Below are 19,531 nucleotides of genomic sequence, written 5' to 3' on the forward strand. Positions count from 1 at the left end.
CCGAAGGGCGGTACTGTTCGGCGGCCTCATCGCAACGCTTCTTGCGGTCATCCGTGATCGCGATGGCTGGAACGATTTCCGCTTGGTTAGATGTGGCGTCGCCCATTCGCTCAGCCTCGTCCTGCTCAAGGATGCCGGCGAAGCCGAAGGCATAGCGAGCCGCTTGAATGGTGGCCTTGTGACGAAGCATGCGGGCCGGCCACTGTTTCCATACATCCGTATTTCGGCGGCACTCGCTCATGTATTCCGTCACTTCGACCGGATGTGAGCGGTCCTTGCGGAAGATGCGACAGGTAACCGCAAGCAGTCCGCCCTGTTCGTTCAGGACGTCCTTGAATTCCATCCCGTCAAACTGCGGGTGTGAATTGATGAGCTTCATCCAGCCGTCAACGCTGACCACGGGGACAATGCCACCACGGCTCGGGAAGGCGAAAATCTCCTTGGTGAACGGGTTGAGCTTATGCTCCTTGGCAACCAGGCAGAAGGCCGCCAACTGCTCATTGGATACGTTCGCTCCAGACATCACGGTAGCCTTTACCGTCTGGATGAAGGCCCCCTTGTCCATGCCGTAGTGACTGGCCAAGGAGCCAAGAACACCCACCGAGGCCTGCTCATTTGATACAACCATGTTCATCAAATTGCTCCGAGTTAATTAGTCCCGGTGCTGCTGCAACGCCGCCGGGAGCGGCGCGGGAGGTCCACCAGCAGCTAGAGGGAGTCGCATCACGCCGCTAGACGCAGTGCAATGAGAATCGGGATATCAATCGCTATGAACGCTGAGAGGAGCTGCTTGATCGTTTTCATGGGTCAGTAAGGCTCAATGGAAGCGTTGCGTTCGGTGATGTTGTCCTCGGCCTTCTGATCAAGCCGCTTGTCCACGGCTTGCGCACAAAGATTGCCGAAGTAAAGATGGTCGCCATCGCGAAGTGCGCTGATGGCTTCGAGAACCTTGGGGTCGTTGCGATGGCCGCGCAGGTAAGAGAGGAAGTCACACAGCGCTTCGCTCACCTCCTGGTCATCGGCGTATAGCTCAGCCGACTCGCGCTCAATCGCTGCGTCCCGATATTCTTGGCGATCACGTTCGCGGTCGTGGAAGTCGCCCATTCCAAGCGCAAGGACGGCGTTCACTGCTTCGTCTTCCACGTTGCGACGGAGGCTTCCGGATCGATCTGCTTCCAGCCGTACCACGGCCCGATGTAGTCGATTAGGCGTACGAAGCCGTCGTTGGGCAGAGCGACCTTGGCGCGATAGCAGCGCTCAAGCTTCCAGATGTTCGTCTGGTGATCGCCTTGAATGAGGCGGAGTTGGATGCTCATGACTGCACACCTCCGACGCGGGCGAGGGCGGCGTTGAGGCGCTTGATGGTCATCCCCAACATCGCTGCATCAGATTCAACTTCACGCGAGGCTTCGATCAGCTCGGCAACGACGTCGTGCACGTCGCGCATCGACTCACCACAGTTGAGGATGCGTGCCAGCACATCGACCTTCTCGCCAGCCGCCTGCTTCGCCAGCATCTCGTAGTGGGTGCGGGGGTTCATGCCACCGCCCCACGATGCGCATCGGCGTACTCACGCGCCATCGCCGCATTGATCCGAGCCGCATACATCCGTTGCGCGGCCATCTGTGCCATCTGCGGATCGGGGTATGTGCCGGGAGTGCGGAATACGGTCTCGTAGGTCTCAGCGTTGACCGCTTCACCGCGGAAGCTGTCGCCGATCAGTTCGGCGTAGAAGTTGACGGTGGGCATGGCTCAGTACCCCCGCAGATCGCGTTCGCGGCGGACCACTTCCCAGCCACCCGTGCGAGCGACGATTTCCACATCCAGGCCGGCGGCTTCCAGAGCGTCAGCGCGGATTTCGGCCTGTTCCAGATCGGTGTAGATCGTGGTCTTCATGGTCTTGCCTCCCCAGCCTCCTGGGCTGTTGAGGTAATTCAACCATGATTTGCATACGAATACAAGTTATACTTGTATATGCCAAAAGTTATAGGCAACAAAAAGGGCGCATTGCGCGCCCTAGCGAATCTCTACTTGCCTAGAGGTGCCAGGCATGGATATGCATTGACTATTGAGTGCATCGCAACGCCCTGATACTCAGAGCCTCGCTTGGAAGGATGGGCGTCCACATAGGCAATGAAGTTGCGAGCCAACATGATTGTGCTGATTCGATCTTTCAGGCAGTCCGTGTTGTTGTGCGGGCGTACTACGGCCCCAACTGTAAGTCCATCTAGCAACCCAAGCATATAGCCAACGCTCATCGACATGCTTACATCTTGAACGGCGTCAGGAGTCGGCGGGTGTCCTTCCGTAAAATCCACGAAACGCTTGAGATTTGTATAGACAATGTCGGCAGATTGGGCTTTCTCTTGGCCCACGCATGTCATCGATGCAGCCATCAGGACGAAGAAAATTAGTGTCTTCATCTGACAGGCGCCACAATTAACACGCCAGCATGGTTCTGCGCCTGTCTTACTTCGCCAGGGCCATATTGCACGACCTTGTTGTCCCTTAAGACAACTTGATAGTCGGCACGATCCCATGACCAGCCAGACATAAGGCGATTCTTGTATGTAAGAACGTCATAACCGTCGACCTGGGCATATCCATCCGGCCGGCCGAGCTGATGCTCGACAGACGCCCGGTCCTGACCCACCGTCAGATCTCGAATCTTGCCACCCGTGGCGCATCCGGCAAGAGCGACGGCCACGGCCGCCATACACAGCATCCTATTCATACGTCCCCCTCCGTATTTGAAGGCCGTTCTGGCCTGGTGCGGCGAAGCTCCAGCAGCTTCGCATCCTGCAGATAGCTAATTCTTCCCTCGTGGCTCACCACCCCTAGTTTCCTCTTTGCGGGTCTCAACTGCTTTAAGGCTTCTCTGGCTTGCTCTAGGAGCGGGTCTCGCTTCTTGGACATCTCGCATCTCCCCCTTGAGTCTTGCGACCGTCACGACATCAAAGGCTTTGTACTCTTCTTTCGTAAGATTTGGCGGGAGATTGAGCCTCTCCCGATAGGCATATGCAATTAGTGGTGCCGTCTTGTAGATGTCATCGATAACCACATCCATCGCGCTCGCCGCCTCCTTCACTGCTGCGAGGGCGGACTTCAGAGTCTCAAGGTCCAATCCAGAATCCTGAGATTCGCTCTGGACCTGAGGTGCGGGTTCCCTAAGTCCTACTAGCTCGTCTGCAGAACAGTCTAAAAACAAGCAGATAGGCTTGATGTGTTCACGGGCATATCCGCCTGATTTGAGCCAGTTCTGAATGGCCTGAGGCGACACGTCCAAATGCCTCGCTAGGGCAGCTTTGCTCTTGCCGGATCTGGCAATGAGCTGATCAAGAACCGCCCCAGCGTTGAACTCTTCTTTCTTTTTCATGGGCTTAAGTCTGAAGCTCGCGGCCTCCTGCGCACAGCAACTCGAACTTGTATCAACATACAAGTTGTGCTTTAATGTGAGCCACAAGGCCGGCTCACGGCCTTTATTTGGCTCCAGCCATTCCTGTTAACGAAAGCGAAGGGGAGTAAAGGGCAGTGAATCAGGGTGAATTGCGAGTCCTGGCCTCGGTTTCCGCACGCAATGCGGACGACCAGACGCTGCGGCTCTGTGCCTCAGAGGAAGAGGCGATTGCCGTGTCCCTTCGCCTGTCCGGCTGCCATCAGACCGAAATCGCCAAGCGCATGGGCATCAGCGGGGCATACCTGACGATGCTGAAAAAGGGCGAGCGGACGCTGACGGTGAAGATGGCTCGGCGGCTGATCGAGGCAACCGGCTGGAATCTGGTCCGTCAGTACCGCGACCTGCAATCGGCGCTCCGTGCTGCCCAAGGTCGTCCGCGCGAGATGGACCGCATCTCCTACATCGCGAGCTTTTCGGAGGCCGCGTGATTACCGACCAAGGCAAAGACGACCCGATTCCCTTCGAGCTGGGCAGCTGGGACCCCGTCGCCAAGAAGGCTGCTGAGTACATCAAGCAGCTGCATGGGCGAGAGGAACTGACTGAGGTTAAGGAGGCGGCTTGACCCGTCGACTGCAAGGTGGTGAGCGAAAGAACCGATTCCGTCGAATCCTCATGGGTGGTCGACCGTGGATCGAGTGTCACTACTGCGGCCGCCACCTGACGCTGATGGAAATCACCCTAGATCACGTTGTTCCGTTGTCGAAGGGTGGGGCCATGGGTTTGCGCAACATCGTGCCGGCATGTCTTCCATGCAATCGCAGGAAGGCTGACATGAACTACAACACCTTCGTTAAGAGGTTTGCGGCAATGAGCTAATACCAAGCCTTCGCGCTTTCCATTCCCTGGGAGGGGGATCGAGGCCACGCGCATCCATTGGAACACTTCATGCGCGATTACGGGAAAATCCATACGTCGTTCTGGTCTAGCGAAACGCTCGCTGGGCTTGATACCGATGGCCGCCTACTGGCGGTGTATCTGCTCACGTCTCCGCACACGAATGCATCCGGGGCTTTCCGCCTTCCGGAAGCCTATGCGTGCGAAGACCTAGGGTGGAGTACGGAACGGTTACTAAACAGTTTCGAAACCCTTTCGTCGGCTAACTTCGCCAAGCGTTGCGCGAAGACTAAATGGGTGTGGGTGTGCAAGTTCCATGAATGGAACAAGCCTGACAATCCCAACATCCGGAAGGCTATCGTCAAGTCGATTGAGGCTATCCCTGACTCGGTTTCTTTCAAGCAGGAAATAGTCTCCGCTTGGCGTGTTTCCGAAACGGTTTCGAAACCGTTAGGAAACACTCCATCTCCATCTCCATCTCCATCTCCATCTCAAGAGCTTCCCGCGCTTCCGCTCGATGACGGGTCGGAGTTCGCTACCGATGGCCTGATCGCCGAGTTGCGTTCCGCCTACCCGAAGATCGACGTGAAGGCCGAGCTGGCGAAGATGCGCGTCTGGCTCCTGGCGAACCCGGCCAACCGGAAGACCCGTCGCGGAGTGGGGCGGTTCATCACGAGCTGGCTATCGCGGGCCACGCCAACCGCCGCTGACGCTCCACGGCCTCCGAAACGCAAGGAGCTGTCATGAGCCTTGCAGCCGAAGCACGGGCCATGGGCATCCGCGTGCCGCCGCATTCCGTCGACGCCGAGCAAGCTGTTCTCGGCGGACTGATGCTGGTGCCTGACAAGATCGAATCGCTTGCCGATCAGTTGGCGGTGCAGGACTTCTACCGCAAGGACCACCAGCTCATCTACCGGGCGATGCTGGAGCTTTCGGCCCGTGGTCAGCCGTGCGATGCCGTGACCATGGCGGATTGGTTCGACGCCAATGATCTTGGAACGATGCTGGATGGAAGCGGCGGCTATCTGATCCACCTGGCTAACTCCACCCCCAGCGCAGCCAACATCCTGGCCTACGCCGAAATCATCCGAGGCAAGTCCGTCCGCCGTCAGGTGATCGACCGAGCTACCAAGCTCGCGGAAGACGCCTACGGTTCGGACGAGGACAGCGTGCAGCTCGTAGACCGCGGTGTGGTCGAGCTAATGGAGCTGCAGAAGACCGAGACGCGCTCTGAGTTCACGCTGAAGCAGGCCATGGCTGCGGCCTACCAAGAGGCCCAGCGAGCGCGTGAGCTGGGCGATGACATTCCCGGCATCCCTACGGGCCTGAAGCGTCTGGATCGCGTTCTGGGCGGCTGGCACGACTCAGACCTGATCGTGGTGGGCGCACGTCCTGCGATGGGCAAGACAGCTCTACTGCTCAACTTCGCCATCGCTTGCAAGGTGCCGTGCGGGATTGTCTCTGCCGAGCAGCCCATGGTGCAGGTGGGTGGCCGAATCATCGCCGCCAAGTCGAAGGTAGCTGCCGAGAAGATGCGCAATGGCCGCTTCCGTGATGAGGATTACGGAAAGCTCGCTTACGCCATCGAAGAACTGAATGATCGCGTCTGCCAAATCTACGACCGCAGCTCGCCGTCCATTGCCGACGTATCGCGCATGGCCCGCAAGTGGAAGCAGCAGAACGGTATGCGCGTGCTGTTCGTGGACTACTTGCAACGCATCCGCTCTAGCCGTGCCGGAAAGAACGCTCGCCGTGATGAGCATGTGGGTGAGGTGGCTCAGGGTCTTAAAGATCTTGCCCGCGAGCTGTGCATCCCGGTGGTGTCGCTTGCCCAGGTGAGTCGCGATGTCGACAAGCGTGACGACAAGCAGCCTGGCATGGGCGACTTGTCAGACAGCTCGTCCATCGAGAAAGAGGCCGACCAGATCATCACGCTCTACCGGCCAGCCGTGCACGACGATAGCGCCGAAGAGGCGCTAGCTATCCTGAGCATCGAGAAGAACCGACACGGGCCCACCGGCATCGTGAAAGCCGCGTGGCTCGCCGACTGCATGAGGTTCGAAAACTATGCCGAACACGAGTGACGCCCTTTCTCTAGTCAGGGCAGACCAGGTTGCGGCCGAGCAACGCGCTCAGAAGATGCGGGAATGGATGCCTGGAGTTGCGCAGATTGTGGACGAAGTGAGGCGCGCATTCCCGGGAGCAAAAGTGAAGTACGCAAAAGAGGGCGATAGGGAAGTTGGCAAGCCCGTTCCATTCGAAGGGACTGACGTAGACAAGCTTCTCCTGCATGACCAACTAACCAAGCAGAGGAAACGCAGACATGGCTAAGACGCTCAAGACCGGTGATGTGAAGCGCATTGTCAATGATCCAGGCCTGATCTATGTCGATGACAAGTGGGTGACGATCGGAGGCCAACTCACTCCAATGGGTTATCTGCGCCGTGAAGATGCGCGATGGGTGCATTCAACGGCCCTTGGCACCCGTATCGCCAAGATCATCAAGCGTGGTCCGAAGTTCCTGTTTGTACAGATCAGCAAATAAGCCATGGCCTCTAAGTCTTTCACCCTCACCAAGTCAGACGCGCGCCAGAACATGGTCGGCGCATGGGATCTTGTGACCAAGATGGTTGCGGCAGGGAAACGGGTGAGGGTGACGGTGGGCGAGATGGCGTCCAGGCGCAGCACGGAGCAGAACGACATGTTCCACAGTATTTGCCACGAACTATCTCAGCAGCGCCAGTGGGCTGGTCAAACCATCGATACCGAAGGATGGAAAAGGTTGCTCGTGGATTGCTGGGCGCGAGCCACTGATCGCGGCCAAGGGAAAGTCGTTCCCAGCCTAGATGGTCATAGCGTGGTGAACCTTGGAATCCAGACCCGGCGTTTGCCCGTTAGCGAGATGTCGGAACTTATCGAATTCGCCCAATCGTACTGTGCCGAGCATGATGTGGAGTTGCATCAGTGAGCACCGCTGAAGAACGTAGATGGTTCGCTGCCGTTGCCATGATGGAAACGTGCGCTCTGTGTGGCGCCTATGGCGTTCAGGTGGCCCATCGCAATGAAGGCAAGGGCATGGGCAAGAAGACCGATCCATGGATGACGGCACCGCTTTGCCCGGAATGCCACGCTTCCATCGATTCGGGGCGTCACCTATCGCGCGATGAACGCCGCGCACTTATCGACAAGGCCATTTTGCGTGCCCATGACTGGCTTATCCGCAATGGCCTACTCATCCTCAAGAGGTAACACCATGTTCAAGATCAAGCCCATCCCGGTCGGCAACATCCACGATGACACGGCCGACCAGATCGCCCGGAAGATTGATCGCCGCATGATGAATCGTGGTGGGGCACATACCTGGGCGGTTGGCTATGACCGCCGCGGTAGCGTTTTTCACATCGAAACGGAATCAGACAGTGCGGTTTTCCTGCACCGACTGAAGATCATTGGACACTACAAGCGCAAGGTGAACCGTGACTGGCTGGTGGAGGACCTTGAGGCCGTGATGGGCAAAGGGCGGATGGTCGCGTGATGGGCAAGATGCAGCGCGATAAAGGGGCCAGGGCCGAGAATCAGCTGGCTTCCATGCTATCCGACGATCTTGGCATGACGATCAAGCGCACTCTGGGACAGGCCCGTGATGGTGGGGCAGACATCCTGCTGGGACCGTTCGCAGTGCAGTGCAAGCACGCAGCCAAGACCAGCATTAAGACCTGGTGGCAGCAAACCTGCACCGATGCAGCAAAGTGCAAAAAAGCCCCGGTCCTCGCCTACAAGATCAACCGGCAAGGTTGGCGTATTCGGATGAGGATGCGCGAGGTTCTTGGGATCAACGAGGCATGGACCTTCGATCACCAGTACACGGAGGAACTGGACTATCAAGGATTCGTGCTGCGGCTTCGTGAGATTGACTTGTTTGAGGGGTAAGCCATGAACTACGCACGCCTGAAAGATGCCATCCGGGAGTTCGCCGATCGACTGGCTAACGAATTCGACGTGCCCAACGAAGCGGTGGATGAGATAGTTCTATTCGCTGAGCAGACTGCCATCGTCGCAGAGACGAAGGCGAAGAATGAGCGGCAGTACGAAATGCTGTTTCGTGAGCATGGGTCAAAAGCGGTGGCTTACCGACTTGGTATCACCCAACAGGCAGCGCGCAAGCGCTTCAACAAGATTATAGGGAAACCAAGAAAGGTACTTTTGGTTTCCCCCTGAGTTTCCCGTGCGCGAAGAGAATGGCACCAACTACATCGAGGTTGGTGCATGAGCGCTCCGATACGTCAATTCGCCTCTGGTGCAACTCGCGACACCGATACGGACAAGATCGACTTTGAGGGATTTCTTAGTCCCTTGGTGATCGAGCGCTTTGGTGAATACATGCATTTGAAGCGCCGTCTTCCAGATGGAAGCTACCGCGAGTCTGACAACTGGCAGCTAGGAATTCCGCTCAAGGACTACATGAAGTCCGGCTTTCGCCACTTCCGCGACTGGTGGAGAGCGCACCGAGGCTATGGAACCAAGAGCGGTGACGATGTCGAGACTGAGCTGTGCGCGCTCATCTTCAATGCTTCCGGCTACCTGCATGAGCTGTTGAAGGCTAAGCAGTGCCAGGAGGCTGCTCCATGGTGTAGCTGGATGGTTCGTGGGTTCGTTGCCGCCCAAGAAGTTGATGTGTCCATGCGGCATGGACAGAGCCATCCCATGGCCGCAGAAGCGCTTCGCGACGAATACAGCCGTGACGATAACTCAACCGGAGTCTGAGAGATGTCCGAGGCAGCACATGCAAATACTGGCCGCATTGGATTTGTGGGTCTACTGACCCTCTTATTCATCGGCGCAAAACTTTTTGGCGCAATCGCGTGGTCTTGGTGGTGGGTTCTATCGCCACTTTGGATCTCCGCAATGATTGTCATATTGATCGTAGCCATCGCCATTATGGCAACCATCACTCCGGGCTAAGAGGATTACTTCAATGCTCTTCCAGAACACCATTAGCAAGATCGTTGGCGACCTCGAAAGCAAGATCGACAAGCTTACCAAGCACGCGCAGACGTTGACGGATAAGGCGACGGAGAAAGAGGCGGAGTCTTATCGTCTGGTCTCAGAAAGCGCAGCCCACAAAGCAGAGGCTAGCCGTGCTCTCCGCATCGCGGAGAAGGTCAAGGCGATTCTGGACTGATATGGCCGCGCGTCGTCATTTCGTTATCCCCGACTGCCAGGTTCGCCCGGGCGTTCCAACCGATCATATCGATTGGATCGCTCAGGCCATCGTGGACTATAAGCCGGATGTGATCGTGAACATCGGTGATTGGTGGGACATGCCTAGCCTGTCGTCGCATGACGGCCCCGGATCCCTCGCCAAGGAGGGCGCTAGGTACGAGGACGACGTAGCCACCGGCAACGACGCCTATGCCCGTCTGGTGGCTCCAATGCGGGCTGAGCAGGCGCGATTGATCCGTGGCCGTCGTGGTGCTTGGAATCCTCGTTGCATCTTCACGTTCGGCAACCACGAGAATCGGATCAACCGAGCGATCAACAACGATCCTCGGTTCGCCGGCACGATTGGCGAACACCATCTGGACACGCAGGGATTCGAGCGGCATCCGTTCCTGCGAGTGGTAGAAGTGGACGGAGTGAATTACTCCCATTACTTCCAGATGGAGAAGTCAGACCGCCCCATCGGCGGATCGATGGACAACCGATTGAACAAGATCGGTGCGACGTTCGTGTGCGGCCATGAGCAGGGCTATTTGGTGCATCGACGGCCACTGCCTATAGGCCGGACCATCCACGGCATCGTCGCCGGGTCAGCCTATTTGCACGATGAGGGATACCGCGGCCACCAGCGAAACAACGACTGGCGCGGGATTGTCGTGCTGAACGACGTGCGTAACAACGGGGATCTAGAGCCTATGCCGGTCACTTTGCAGGCGCTATGCCGGAAGTACGAAGGCATTGAGCTTCATGAGTTCCTGCAGAAGAAGTACCCGAATGCTGAGCAGCGATTCACTTTGGCGAGGGCAGCGTGAGCGAGTTCTGGGACAAGCGGCCTCCCCACCCGTGTGAGCGCCTAGCGAAGATCGAGGGGCAGACCAATTTCTGGCGTCTTCTAGCCGGGCTAGAGGACTGCGTGGACACGACGGACGATATGGCAGCCCTGGCCTTTGCCCGTAAGAGCGGCCTGCCTCCTGAGCTGCTAGAGGCGTTCTGGGGTGGCTCGAAACTGCACCGCATTGGCCTGTGTCAGATGGCGTTCGATTTTATCCATCGCACAGGACGAGGGATTGCCAATAAGGACCGCATCTGGACGAAAGGAGCGATCTTGGATGGATTTGACCGCTTCTGCGGAATCAGGCGAAGTGCTGCAACCAGGGCTGAGAAGTTCCGAGTTCGCCGTGAGGACTACTTGGCAACGCGAAAGCTTGCTGAGGGTCTGTTCTATCGCTGGGCCGGATTCGTACAGCCCGACTGGATTCATGCTCGCTTTCGACCCGGAACGATCATCCACCCTTGATTATGCATACTGACAAATGAGGGAGGCGAATAGCGGTGCGCCGCCGTCTCCCGCCGCTGGGACCTAACGGCCAGCGGCACTTACAAGTTTTGGGTGGCAGCAGGCTAGATATCGTCCATGCGGGTCCGGCTGCATGGAGAGGTCGGGAGAGGTCCGAAAGGTTAAAACCCTCTACAACCTTGGGAACCCGTGGCCTGTAAAGCCGACGCGTAGGCGTTCTGCCACCCAGATTCATTCGGAGCCAGCCATGACCGACGAAACCGAAGTTGATATTGTCGGCGAGATTGACCTGGAAGAAGACCACGGCGATGCCGATTGGGTCGTCTATAGCGGCGGCGGTACGGCCAATAGCGGTCAGTACATCTTCCCGCAGGGTGTTGGCGAGTTCTGCAAAGCTCGCGGTTTCGAAGCGCTCCATATTCCAGATAAGCCTGGCGACATCTACGGCCTAAGCGCCGAGGATGACCGCTGGGTGGTGATTGGCAAAGGCAAAAGCAAGACCAACCTAACAGCGGTGAAATGACATGGCAAAGCTTACTGGCAAGTAGAGGAAGGGTCTCCTTTCCAGTGATTTCGGCCTTCCGGGGCAGCGCAAGTATCCGATGCCGGATGCTAGCCACGCCGCCAACGCCAAGGCTCGTGCTAGCCAGCAGGAAGCTAGGGGCAATCTGTCGCCGGCCGCTAAGGCCAAGATCGATAGCAAGGCCAATAAGATCTTGGGCAAGAAGAAATAACCATGGCTCAGGGGAATGAGGTGCTTCGTGATGCTGCTATGGCGTCTCCGCTGGCAGCGTTCTTCGGGGCCAGTTGGATCGCTGACATTCCCTGGGGGCCAATCTCCTATCTGCTGGCGAGCATCTACACCTCCATGCTCATCGTCTAGCTTGGATACAAGGGCATCAAGTGGGTGAGGGCTAAGCGCCATGGCAAGCACCCGACTTAAGGTCGGAGCTGGAGCCGCCAGTCTGGTTCTGAGCCTGGCCGCTGGCCTAGTAGTGCATTTCGAGGGCTACATTCCGCATACGTACGCCGATCCGGTTGGCATACCGACCATCTGCTACGGCCACACGGGTTCGGATGTTAACCCGGGCACGGTAGCTACGCAGGAAGAGTGCCAAAGGCTCCTAGAGGGCGATCTCGCAGTGGCCTATGCCGCGGTCTAGCGCTGTGTGCGAGTGCCACTAAGGCCGTATGAGGCAGCCGCCTTCACCTCTTTCACATACAACGTTGGGCCTGCAGCTTTCTGCCAGTCAACGTTGGTCCGCAAGGCTAATGCTGGCGATATGCCGGGGGCCTGTGCAGAAATCAACCGCTGGGTTTATTCCAACGGTGAAAAGCTTCCTGGTCTAGTGCGTCGTAGGGCCGCAGAGCGCGCCCTTTGTGAGGGTAAGCAGTCATGAAAACCTTGGCACATCTCGCGGTCATCTGGTCCTTACTGGCCTTCGCGGGGTGCGCCTCTAGCCCGGTGGATAAGATCCACAAGGTTGCCGTCCATCTCACCATGGACAACGGTAGTTGCTCTGGCACAGTGGTTGGCAAGAACACCATCTTGACCGCTACTCATTGCTTGGCTGATGCGCATTCGCTCGCCATCGATGGAATTCCGGTGGTGGTCTACAAGGCCTATGACGACAAGCACGATCATTTGTTGTTGGTGACCAGCCTGAGCTTTAGGGAAGCCGCGCTGCGCGGCCACGAGGCCAATCAGGGTGATTCTGTCTATGTGATCGGCAACCCTGGCGAGCTGGTTGATATCTACCGTCAGGGCAATGTCGCCGGGCACAAGAAGTTTCCTGAAGCATCGGCGACGCTGTACGACCTGAACGGCTACTTCGGCGACAGTGGAGCGGGCATCTTCAACCGTGACGGACAGTTGATCGGCGTTATCTCGATCCTGTACCAGCAGGTTGGCGAGGGCTACATGAAGACCATGGGGTCATTCGACCTGGCATTTACTCCGGGCCAGTGGCGAGAGGCGGTCAACTTTGACACCTCCATGCCAGGCCTTATCTATTCAATGAAATCGCCATGATGTTGATTATTGTGGCAATCGTGGCGATTTATCTATTCATCCTCAGCAAATACGGGGAGCCGTGCGAATGAACGACGTAGTAGACGGCTTCTGAGATGGGTCGCATCAAGCTCATCGTTATCGCCGTCTTGGCGATCGTACTGCTGCTGGGTGGCTGGCATTTCGCCCGCATCCACGACGAAGCCAAGCAGTCCAAGGTTGAGATTGAGGCTCAGAAGCAAATCACTAAACGCGCGCAGGTTCGAAGCCATGTTGAGCAGGAAACCCAAAAGCTTTCCGATGCGCCTATCCAGCGGATTGGTGATGCTGCTCCTGATAGCGCTGCTGGCAAGCTGCAAAGCTGGACCCGCGACTGAGCCGAACAACGGATGTGAATGGGTCAAACCTATCTATCCGAGTAAGGACGACAGCCTGACAGACGGCACGGCAAGACAAATCCTCGATCACGACGAGACCGGCAAGCAGATTTGCGGCTGGTCTAAACCCACCAAGGAGACGAAATGAGCGTTCCCACCTGGCTCGCTGGCAGCACTGTTGTCATTTAGCGCTCGGCCAATGGTTACATCTGCATGCCCCGTGTTGGCGCAGATCCGACTGAATGCGTGGTGTTTGAGACCTTCGCCGCGCTGACGTATTACTTGGGCGTCAACTATCAACCTCCTGGTCCGTAATGAGCAAGGGTAGCGATCGCAGGCCACCTGCTGTCGATGACAAGACGCTGGCTGACAATTGGTCGCGCATCTTTGGCAAGCATGATGGGGTGCGCGTAGGTGCTACTCCTGTCTCTAAAACAGGTAATGTCGGCGCAATTCCGACCACCCCCGCCATTAAGGGCAACGATGAATCACGGGAAGCGGGCGTATATTGATCCATCCTTGATAAGGAAGGACTCCTTCCTTTCAAAGGTGAAGCAGGACACGGAGTCTGGTTGCTGGAATTGGTAGGCATCTAAAAACCAGAAAGGATATGGTCAGTTCTCTGTTCGCGGCAAAGTTATGCAGTCTCATCGCGTCTCCTACGTGATGTTCTATGGTGATCAGCCTGATCTTGTTCTTCACTCTTGCGACAATCCGTCGTGCGTCAATCCTAGCCATCTACGAAATGGAGACAACTCCGCAAACATGTTAGAAGCCAGGATTAGGGGTAGGGTGCCATGGAGGAAAGGTGCCAATACAATCTTTCAGCTTGTCGCCATGGTCGCCGAAGAATCCAGGCGTATTTCCGTATGAATAACTGGCGTCGCTTTAGAGAGTAGGTGCCGTAGCGTGAACGTCCTTGAGTCGATTGACGAGCAAGTGGCCGGCATTGTCCGCACTTACGCCCAGGAGAACGAGCTGGCTATCCTGGTCAGAACCAATGGCAATGATGTACGTGTCATCGCTCCGAATGCTCAGCGCGACGTGTTAGCGAAGATGCTTCGTATCGCCGCAAGCATGCTCGAAGAACCAGTAAGCAGGCAGTTCAACTAAACGCCAACTGAATTTCAATCAGAGGAATCCTTATGTCTCGCGGAGGTAAGCGCGAAGGCGCAGGCCGTCCGAAGGGCAGCCTCGATAAGAACAACAAATAGCTTCGGGAGATGATCCTAGAGGCGCTTGATCGCAAGGGCGGAGTTGACTACCTCGCCAAGCAGGCCGAAGAGCATCCAGGGCCGTTCATGAGTCTTCTGGCTAAAGTTCTGCCAATGCAAGTGACGGGTGAGAATGGTGACCCCCTCAAGGCCAGCATTACGGTCACCTTTGAATGACGGACGCCAAATTTCCCGCCAAGCTCAAGCCGTTGTTCAAGCCCATGCGCTACAAGGTGGCTCATGGTGGCCGTGGCAGCGCGAAGTCATGGAGCTTCGCCCGAGCACTCCTCATACTTGCCGCCTAGAAGCAGCTACGCGTCCTTTGCACGCGAGAGGTGCAGAAGTCCATCAAGGACTCGGTGCACAAGCTCCTTGGCGACCAGGTACAGGCTCTTGGCCTGGGGTCATTCTACGAGGTGCAGCAAGCCGTCCTGAAGGGCGCCAATGGATCGGAATTCATCTTCTCCGGCCTTAGCGACTAGACGGCTGAGTCGATCAAGTCGTTTGAGGGTGTCGACATTGTATGGGTTGAGGAAGCCCAGGCAGTGAGCGACCGAAGCTGGTCTATCCTGATCCCGACCATCCGAAAGGACGGTTCGGAGATATGGGTTAGCTTCAATCCTGAGCTAGACACGGATTCGACATGGGTTCGGTTCGTTTAGAACAGGCCTCCCGATGCCTGGGTTGTTGAGGTCAACTATCACGACAATCCATGGTTTCCGGAAGTCCTAGAGAAGGAGCGGAAGCACGCGTAGGCAACGCTGCCGGATCCCGAGTACAGGAACATTTGGGAAGGCAAGTGCAAACCAGCCATCACGGGAGCGATCTATGCTGATGAGGTCGCTGCAACGCAGACATCTGACCGTATCTGCGAGCTACCGTACGATCCGTCTATGAGGGTGCACGCAGTCTTTGATCTTGGCTGGAACGACAAGATGTCGATCATCTTGGCTTAGCGGCATGTGAGCCAGATCCGCGTGGTTGAATACATCGAGGACAGCCACAAGACTCTCGATCATTACTCGGCCGAGTTGAAGAACAAGAAATGGAATTGGGGCACGATTTGGCTACCCCATGACGGCCAGCATAAGGACTACAAGTCCGGCAAGTCAGCAGAGCAAATCATGCGTGATCTTGGTTGGGACGTGCGGATTATCCCTAACCAGTCCATTGAGGCAGGCATACGCAATGCCCGCCGCGGCTTTGCCTAGACTTACTTCGACCGCAGCAAGACGGATCGACTTATTCAATGCCTCAAGCGGTATCGCCGAGGCGTCCCGACGACCACTGGCGAGCCTGGCGCACCCGTACACGACGAATGGAGCCACGGGGCAGACGCATTTCGCTACCTCCACATCGTCGCCCCCAGCCTGAGTAACGAAGACTGGTCGACCAAGACGCTTAACTATCCGAGTCTCGCCATTACATGAGCTACGAACAGTACGACGAAGCTGAGGCCATTAAGCGTCAGAATGGTCCGATGACGGATGGCTAGCTGTGCGCCTTGATTGACCATGAGCGGTCGAACGGCATCGGCCTGAACGACCAGCTTGCCTCGGATCGAGCCAAGGCCATGGCGTTCTATGTGGGCGACGCCCGCGGTGTCCTCGCCCCGCCCGATGTTGATGGCCGCAGCAAGATCGTCAGCAAGGAGCTGATGGAGGTCGTGGAATGGGCGATGCCCGTCTTCATGCGCATGTACTGCGGCACGGACGACATCGTTAAGTTTGAACCAGAGGCGATGGGCGACGAGAAGGCCTGCAACGACGCCACGGAATACTGCTCCTATCTGCTGCACCGCAAGAACCCGGGTTTCGTCGTACTACATGACGCGATCAAGTCGGCCCTCATTACCCGTATCGGCGTGGTCAAGGCGTACTGCGATGAGCGCTGGGATGAACGGCAGGAATATTACGAGAACCTTTCGCAGGTTGACGTGTAGGCGTTGAGCGCTGACGAATTTGTCGACGTGGTGAAGGTCGAAGAGGTTGAATAGGCCGACATCACCATTATGAACGGTCAGGTTGGCGGTGCTCAGTAGCAGCCAGTGACCTACAACGTCACGGTAAAGCGCAAGGAGCGAAAGAGGCAGTTCAAGGTAGAGGGCGTTCCGCCTGAGGAAATGTGGTTCTCGAAGGACTCGCGTTATGTCGATGGGCTTCGCTGCATTGGCCATGATGTTCGTCGCACCATTTCTGATCTCCTAAGCCTGGGCTATGACGCAGAGCAGGTCTATAAGCTTCCCAAGGGCACGCTTGGCGACACATACGGCGAGAAGTACGAGCGTGAGCGCTACGACGGCTCATGGAGCATTGACGAAGACGATTCGCTCGACATCAGCCAGCGCATTGTCATGCTCAATGAGTGCTACATCCGGGTGGATTTCGACGGTGATGGCATCTCGGAGTATCGTCGTGTCGTGAAGTGCGGCACGGTAGTTTTCGAGAATGATGTGGTTGAGGACCATCCCTTCGCCATCTTCTCGCCCGTTCTGATGCCGTACAAGCTCATTGGCCTCTCGATGTGGGATCTTGTTGAAGACCTGCAGCGCATCAAGACCGCGATTACCCGCCAGTACCTTGATAACCTTTACCTAGCCAATACCCCTCGGACAACCGTTGTGGAGGGGCAGGTCAATCTTGACGACCTGCTCAATCCTCGTCCAGGCGGCCTGGTTCGCACTAAATCGCTGGACGCCATGAGTGTCATCCAGACGCCTGACATTGGTGCCCAAGCGCTTGGTGGCATCCAGTTCTTCGATGGCGTGCGAGACGCAAGGACGGGCATCAAGGAGTTCTCGCAAGGACTTGTTGGCAACGAGCTGAGCAAGTCAAAAATCGGCTCAGAAGGCCTGCAGCAGCTCATGGATTAGGGCGCTCAGCGTGTTGAGCTGATGGCCCGCGTCTTTGCGGAGACTGGCGTCAAGCGTATCTTCCAGCTGCTCCTGAAACTGGTCACGCAATACCAGGATCGACAGGAATAGGTCCGCATCTCCGGCAAGTGGATGACCATTGATCCGCGTGCATGGAAGAACAACTATGACATGACGGTCTCGGTTGGTGTTGGCACGGCATCCAAGGATCGCCAGCTAGCCATGGCGATGCAGCTGCTACAGGTTCAATCGCAGGCCGCTCAATATGGCTTAGTCATGCCCCAGCAGGCGTACAACGCGCTTGAAGACATGGCGAGCGCCATGGGCAAGAAGGATGCTTCCCGATATTTCATGCCGCCCGATCAGGCTCCGCCGCAACCACCGCAGCCGTCTGAGGCTGATAAAATGATGCAGCTGGAGCAATTCAAGGTGCAAAGTCAGTCCCAGCTACAGTCGCAGAAGCACCAGAACGACGCTCAATTGGAAATCGTCAAGCAACAGGCCTAGGCTGCTCAGCAGCAACACGAGAAGGAGCTTGAGGCACAGCGAAACCAGCTCAAGTTGGAGCAGGACGAGCGCTTGGCAACCGTCAAGGCGCAGCTAGACGCAGACCTGGCGCGTTACAAGGCCGAGTTGCAGTCCTAGACGCAGATTGAGGTGGCCCGCATCAATGCCGAGGCCAAGATCGCTGCGGCCAAGGCGATGGGCGCCAAGGACGCATCCACAGCTGACGAAGTGGTGGCCTACGAACAGCGGAACGAGCAGGAATGACAGACGACAAGGCAGAGCTTGAAATCAAGCGTGGTCAGGACGCCGCCCAACTATTGGCCCATCCACTTCTCGTTGACGCATTTGTGGCTATCGAATCGGAGATTTTAGAGAAATGGCAGAACTCGCCAGCCCGCGACGCGGAAGGCCGCGAAAAGCTGTGGACGATGCTTCACCTGCTGCGAAGAGTGAAGGGTCATCTCGAATCTCATGTGGAAACGGGGAAGGTTGCCCAGGCCACTCTGGCGCAGAAAGCGGCCCGCGTAGCTGGGCTGAACTCGACATCGTTCTAAGACGCGTTGAGAAGCAGATAAGGCCATTGACGATTTGCCGGATTTGGGTGTCATTCGACAGCCATTGCCCGGTGTGGATAGGCGAGCACTCAGGCGCCCATGTGGATCGGGGCGAATGGTGTGTTCGCCTCAACAACGGGCGAGACATATCGCCATAACCGTGAGGTGACACCATGAGCAATCCGGAAACGGAACTCAACGAAAGCCAGGACAATAACTCCGCGGTGGAATTGTCCGAGGAAGACATCCTTAAGCGACTTGAACCCAAAGAGGAAGAGGACTCCACGTCATCCGCCATTGGCGGAGACGATGAAGAAAATGGAGGCGACCAAGGATAGGCCGCAGGGCAGAAGGAAGAAGCCCAGGACGATAAGGAGGCTACGCCAGAGGAACGCAAATGGCTTGCCAACAAGCACAAGATCACCGTCCAGGGTGAGGAACTGGAAATCTCCGCCGACGAAGCCTTTAAGGGCTATATGCGGCAGCAGGACTACACGCGCAAGACGACCGAAGCGGCAGAGCTAACCAAGCAGGCGCAGCAAGAACGTCAGTTTGTCCAGCAGGAATACGGCCAACGTATTAACCAGCTCGATAACCTGTCGGCAGCGCTCTATCAGGAGCTTGTCGGGAATCAGGCCGAACTTGCCAAGCTCATCGAAACCGACCCGCAGGAGTATTTGCGGCAGCAGCAGCGCATGTCTCAAAAGGCCGCACTGCTGAATCAGGTAGACCAGCAACGCCAAGCCATCGACCAGATCCGGAAGAACGAGGAAGAAAAGGCCTTCCACGAATCCGTCAAGGTGAACGAGGCCAAGCTTCTGGATGCGCTGCCTGATTGGCGTGACTCAACGAAGCGTGGTGCCGAACAGCGAGAAATCGCCCAGCATCTCATTTCGCTAGGGTACTCGCCGGATGAGCTGAACAGTTTGACCGACCATCGCGCTGTCCTCATCGCCCGTAAGGCGATGCTATGGGACCGCGCCCAGGCCGTGAAATCCAAGCAGACTCAGGAGCAGAAGACCCCTCCGAAGGTCGTTAAGCCTGGCACGGCCAATTCCCCAACTAACGCCAAGACGCAGCAAATCCAACAGCTCGCTCAGAAGGCCAAGCGGTCCGGGCGAGATGATGATGTGGTTGCGCTGCTCATGGCTCGCTCTGATAGAGGCTAATCATGACCATCGTTGCAAA

33 protein-coding genes, 1 tRNA gene and 2 pseudogenes are annotated in these 19,531 nt (G+C 56.9%); 27 read left to right on the forward strand and 9 right to left on the reverse strand.

Features of this window, described 5'->3' with window-relative positions; all coding sequences use genetic code 11:
• Window positions 1–76: 76 nt before the first annotated feature.
• From FHW85_RS12400 to FHW85_RS12440, 9 genes and pseudogenes are all read right to left on the reverse strand, one after another.
• Window positions 77–634: pseudogene (locus FHW85_RS12400) on the reverse strand (recombinase RecT); the annotation flags it as partial.
• 173 nt (window positions 635–807) lie between these two features.
• A complete protein-coding gene (locus tag FHW85_RS12405; RefSeq protein WP_168648421.1) occupies window positions 808–1,128 on the reverse strand; it encodes a hypothetical protein in 321 nt (106 codons plus the stop codon).
• Window positions 1,125–1,316 (reverse strand): hypothetical protein, encoded by a 192-nt coding sequence (locus FHW85_RS12410; protein ID WP_168648422.1) that lies wholly within the window; start codon window positions 1,314–1,316, stop codon window positions 1,125–1,127. Before FHW85_RS12410 ends, FHW85_RS12405 begins: the two co-directional genes overlap by 4 nt.
• The gene (locus FHW85_RS12415; RefSeq protein ID WP_168648423.1) at window positions 1,313–1,540 is read right to left on the reverse strand and encodes a hypothetical protein; all 228 of its coding nucleotides are present in this window, start codon (window positions 1,538–1,540) and stop codon (window positions 1,313–1,315) included. Before FHW85_RS12415 ends, FHW85_RS12410 begins: the two co-directional genes overlap by 4 nt.
• On the reverse strand, window positions 1,537–1,749 hold the full coding sequence (locus FHW85_RS12420; protein ID WP_168648424.1) for a hypothetical protein: 213 nt from the start codon (window positions 1,747–1,749) through the stop codon (window positions 1,537–1,539). Before FHW85_RS12420 ends, FHW85_RS12415 begins: the two co-directional genes overlap by 4 nt.
• A gap of 3 nt (window positions 1,750–1,752) precedes the next feature.
• A complete protein-coding gene (locus FHW85_RS12425; RefSeq protein WP_168648425.1) occupies window positions 1,753–1,896 on the reverse strand; it encodes a hypothetical protein in 144 nt (47 codons plus the stop codon).
• 131 nt (window positions 1,897–2,027) lie between these two features.
• Complete coding sequence (locus FHW85_RS12430) at window positions 2,028–2,423, reverse strand: Rap1a/Tai family immunity protein (protein WP_168648426.1); 396 nt, start codon at window positions 2,421–2,423, stop codon at window positions 2,028–2,030.
• Entirely contained in the window at window positions 2,420–2,734 is a 315-nt protein-coding gene (locus FHW85_RS12435; protein WP_168648427.1) for a hypothetical protein, read from the reverse strand. The genes FHW85_RS12430 and FHW85_RS12435 overlap by 4 nt, the downstream gene beginning before the upstream one ends.
• Window positions 2,735–2,809: 75 nt before the next feature.
• Window positions 2,810–3,376 carry a helix-turn-helix transcriptional regulator gene (locus FHW85_RS12440; protein ID WP_168648428.1) on the reverse strand — a complete coding sequence of 189 codons (567 nt, stop codon included), beginning with the start codon at window positions 3,374–3,376 and terminating at the stop codon, window positions 2,810–2,812.
• A 155-nt stretch (window positions 3,377–3,531) separates the two neighbouring features.
• Here FHW85_RS12440 and FHW85_RS22500 point away from each other — a divergent pair, with 155 nt between their 5' ends.
• The 27 genes and pseudogenes from FHW85_RS22500 (at window position 3,532) to FHW85_RS12595 (ending at window position 19,512) form a co-directional block, all read left to right on the forward strand.
• Entirely contained in the window at window positions 3,532–3,885 is a 354-nt protein-coding gene (locus FHW85_RS22500; RefSeq protein ID WP_168648429.1) for a helix-turn-helix transcriptional regulator, read from the forward strand.
• Window positions 3,882–4,019 carry a hypothetical protein gene (locus FHW85_RS12450; RefSeq protein WP_168648430.1) on the forward strand — a complete coding sequence of 46 codons (138 nt, stop codon included), beginning with the start codon at window positions 3,882–3,884 and terminating at the stop codon, window positions 4,017–4,019. The genes FHW85_RS22500 and FHW85_RS12450 overlap by 4 nt, the downstream gene beginning before the upstream one ends.
• Before the next feature lie 323 nt (window positions 4,020–4,342).
• Window positions 4,343–5,038 carry a hypothetical protein gene (locus FHW85_RS12460; protein WP_168648431.1) on the forward strand — a complete coding sequence of 232 codons (696 nt, stop codon included), beginning with the start codon at window positions 4,343–4,345 and terminating at the stop codon, window positions 5,036–5,038.
• Window positions 5,035–6,375, forward strand: coding sequence for a replicative DNA helicase (locus FHW85_RS12465; RefSeq protein WP_168648432.1), 1,341 nt, complete (start codon window positions 5,035–5,037; stop codon window positions 6,373–6,375). Before FHW85_RS12460 ends, FHW85_RS12465 begins: the two co-directional genes overlap by 4 nt.
• A gap of 239 nt (window positions 6,376–6,614) precedes the next feature.
• A complete protein-coding gene (locus FHW85_RS12470; protein ID WP_168648433.1) occupies window positions 6,615–6,836 on the forward strand; it encodes a hypothetical protein in 222 nt (73 codons plus the stop codon).
• Window positions 6,837–6,839: 3 nt separating this feature from the next.
• Window positions 6,840–7,259, forward strand: a complete 420-nt coding sequence (locus FHW85_RS12475; RefSeq protein WP_168648434.1) for a recombination protein NinB — start codon at window positions 6,840–6,842, stop codon at window positions 7,257–7,259.
• Entirely contained in the window at window positions 7,256–7,540 is a 285-nt protein-coding gene (locus FHW85_RS12480; RefSeq protein WP_210427769.1) for a hypothetical protein, read from the forward strand. Before FHW85_RS12475 ends, FHW85_RS12480 begins: the two co-directional genes overlap by 4 nt.
• Before the next feature lie 4 nt (window positions 7,541–7,544).
• Window positions 7,545–7,826 carry a hypothetical protein gene (locus FHW85_RS12485; RefSeq protein WP_168648435.1) on the forward strand — a complete coding sequence of 94 codons (282 nt, stop codon included), beginning with the start codon at window positions 7,545–7,547 and terminating at the stop codon, window positions 7,824–7,826.
• On the forward strand, window positions 7,826–8,221 hold the full coding sequence (locus tag FHW85_RS12490; protein ID WP_168648436.1) for a hypothetical protein: 396 nt from the start codon (window positions 7,826–7,828) through the stop codon (window positions 8,219–8,221). Before FHW85_RS12485 ends, FHW85_RS12490 begins: the two co-directional genes overlap by 1 nt.
• Before the next feature lie 3 nt (window positions 8,222–8,224).
• Entirely contained in the window at window positions 8,225–8,509 is a 285-nt protein-coding gene (locus tag FHW85_RS12495; protein ID WP_168648437.1) for a hypothetical protein, read from the forward strand.
• Between the two features lie 48 nt (window positions 8,510–8,557).
• Window positions 8,558–9,055 (forward strand): hypothetical protein, encoded by a 498-nt coding sequence (locus FHW85_RS12500; RefSeq protein WP_168648438.1) that lies wholly within the window; start codon window positions 8,558–8,560, stop codon window positions 9,053–9,055.
• A gap of 211 nt (window positions 9,056–9,266) precedes the next feature.
• The gene (locus FHW85_RS12505) at window positions 9,267–9,473 is read left to right on the forward strand and encodes a hypothetical protein (protein WP_168648439.1); all 207 of its coding nucleotides are present in this window, start codon (window positions 9,267–9,269) and stop codon (window positions 9,471–9,473) included.
• A gap of 1 nt (window position 9,474) precedes the next feature.
• Window positions 9,475–10,323 carry a hypothetical protein gene (locus FHW85_RS12510; protein ID WP_168648440.1) on the forward strand — a complete coding sequence of 283 codons (849 nt, stop codon included), beginning with the start codon at window positions 9,475–9,477 and terminating at the stop codon, window positions 10,321–10,323.
• Window positions 10,320–10,808, forward strand: coding sequence for a hypothetical protein (locus FHW85_RS12515; RefSeq protein WP_168648441.1), 489 nt, complete (start codon window positions 10,320–10,322; stop codon window positions 10,806–10,808). Before FHW85_RS12510 ends, FHW85_RS12515 begins: the two co-directional genes overlap by 4 nt.
• A 247-nt stretch (window positions 10,809–11,055) precedes the next feature.
• Window positions 11,056–11,331, forward strand: coding sequence for a hypothetical protein (locus tag FHW85_RS12520; RefSeq protein ID WP_168648442.1), 276 nt, complete (start codon window positions 11,056–11,058; stop codon window positions 11,329–11,331).
• Window positions 11,332–11,731: 400 nt separating this feature from the next.
• Window positions 11,732–12,208: pseudogene (locus FHW85_RS22575) on the forward strand (lysozyme).
• A complete protein-coding gene (locus FHW85_RS12530) occupies window positions 12,205–12,840 on the forward strand; it encodes a serine protease (RefSeq protein ID WP_168648443.1) in 636 nt (211 codons plus the stop codon). The pseudogene FHW85_RS22575 and the gene FHW85_RS12530 overlap by 4 nt, the downstream one beginning before the upstream one ends.
• Before the next feature lie 95 nt (window positions 12,841–12,935).
• Window positions 12,936–13,196 (forward strand): hypothetical protein, encoded by a 261-nt coding sequence (locus FHW85_RS12535; RefSeq protein ID WP_168648444.1) that lies wholly within the window; start codon window positions 12,936–12,938, stop codon window positions 13,194–13,196.
• Window positions 13,197–13,597: 401 nt separating this feature from the next.
• Window positions 13,598–13,667 (forward strand) — tRNA-OTHER (locus FHW85_RS12540).
• Between the two features lie 438 nt (window positions 13,668–14,105).
• Window positions 14,106–14,309, forward strand: coding sequence for a hypothetical protein (locus FHW85_RS12550; RefSeq protein WP_168648446.1), 204 nt, complete (start codon window positions 14,106–14,108; stop codon window positions 14,307–14,309).
• Window positions 14,310–15,372: 1,063 nt separating this feature from the next.
• On the forward strand, window positions 15,373–15,621 hold the full coding sequence (locus FHW85_RS12565; protein ID WP_168648448.1) for a hypothetical protein: 249 nt from the start codon (window positions 15,373–15,375) through the stop codon (window positions 15,619–15,621).
• Between the two features lie 293 nt (window positions 15,622–15,914).
• A complete protein-coding gene (locus FHW85_RS12570) occupies window positions 15,915–16,352 on the forward strand; it encodes a hypothetical protein (RefSeq protein WP_168648449.1) in 438 nt (145 codons plus the stop codon).
• Window positions 16,353–16,457: 105 nt separating this feature from the next.
• On the forward strand, window positions 16,458–17,282 hold the full coding sequence (locus FHW85_RS12575; RefSeq protein WP_168648450.1) for a hypothetical protein: 825 nt from the start codon (window positions 16,458–16,460) through the stop codon (window positions 17,280–17,282).
• Between the two features lie 132 nt (window positions 17,283–17,414).
• The gene (locus FHW85_RS12580) at window positions 17,415–17,789 is read left to right on the forward strand and encodes a hypothetical protein (protein WP_168648451.1); all 375 of its coding nucleotides are present in this window, start codon (window positions 17,415–17,417) and stop codon (window positions 17,787–17,789) included.
• A gap of 260 nt (window positions 17,790–18,049) precedes the next feature.
• Window positions 18,050–18,343, forward strand: a complete 294-nt coding sequence (locus tag FHW85_RS12585) for a hypothetical protein (protein ID WP_168648452.1) — start codon at window positions 18,050–18,052, stop codon at window positions 18,341–18,343.
• Between the two features lie 173 nt (window positions 18,344–18,516).
• Window positions 18,517–18,681: a hypothetical protein gene (locus tag FHW85_RS12590; RefSeq protein ID WP_168648453.1), complete on the forward strand. Its 165-nt coding sequence runs from the start codon at window positions 18,517–18,519 to the stop codon at window positions 18,679–18,681.
• Window positions 18,682–18,819: 138 nt separating this feature from the next.
• A complete protein-coding gene (locus tag FHW85_RS12595; RefSeq protein WP_168648454.1) occupies window positions 18,820–19,512 on the forward strand; it encodes a hypothetical protein in 693 nt (230 codons plus the stop codon).
• Window positions 19,513–19,531: the final 19 nt, after the last annotated feature.

Source organism: Dyella sp. SG609 (assembly GCF_012275375.1).
GTDB classification, from domain to species: Bacteria; Pseudomonadota; Gammaproteobacteria; order Xanthomonadales; family Rhodanobacteraceae; genus Dyella_D; species Dyella_D marensis.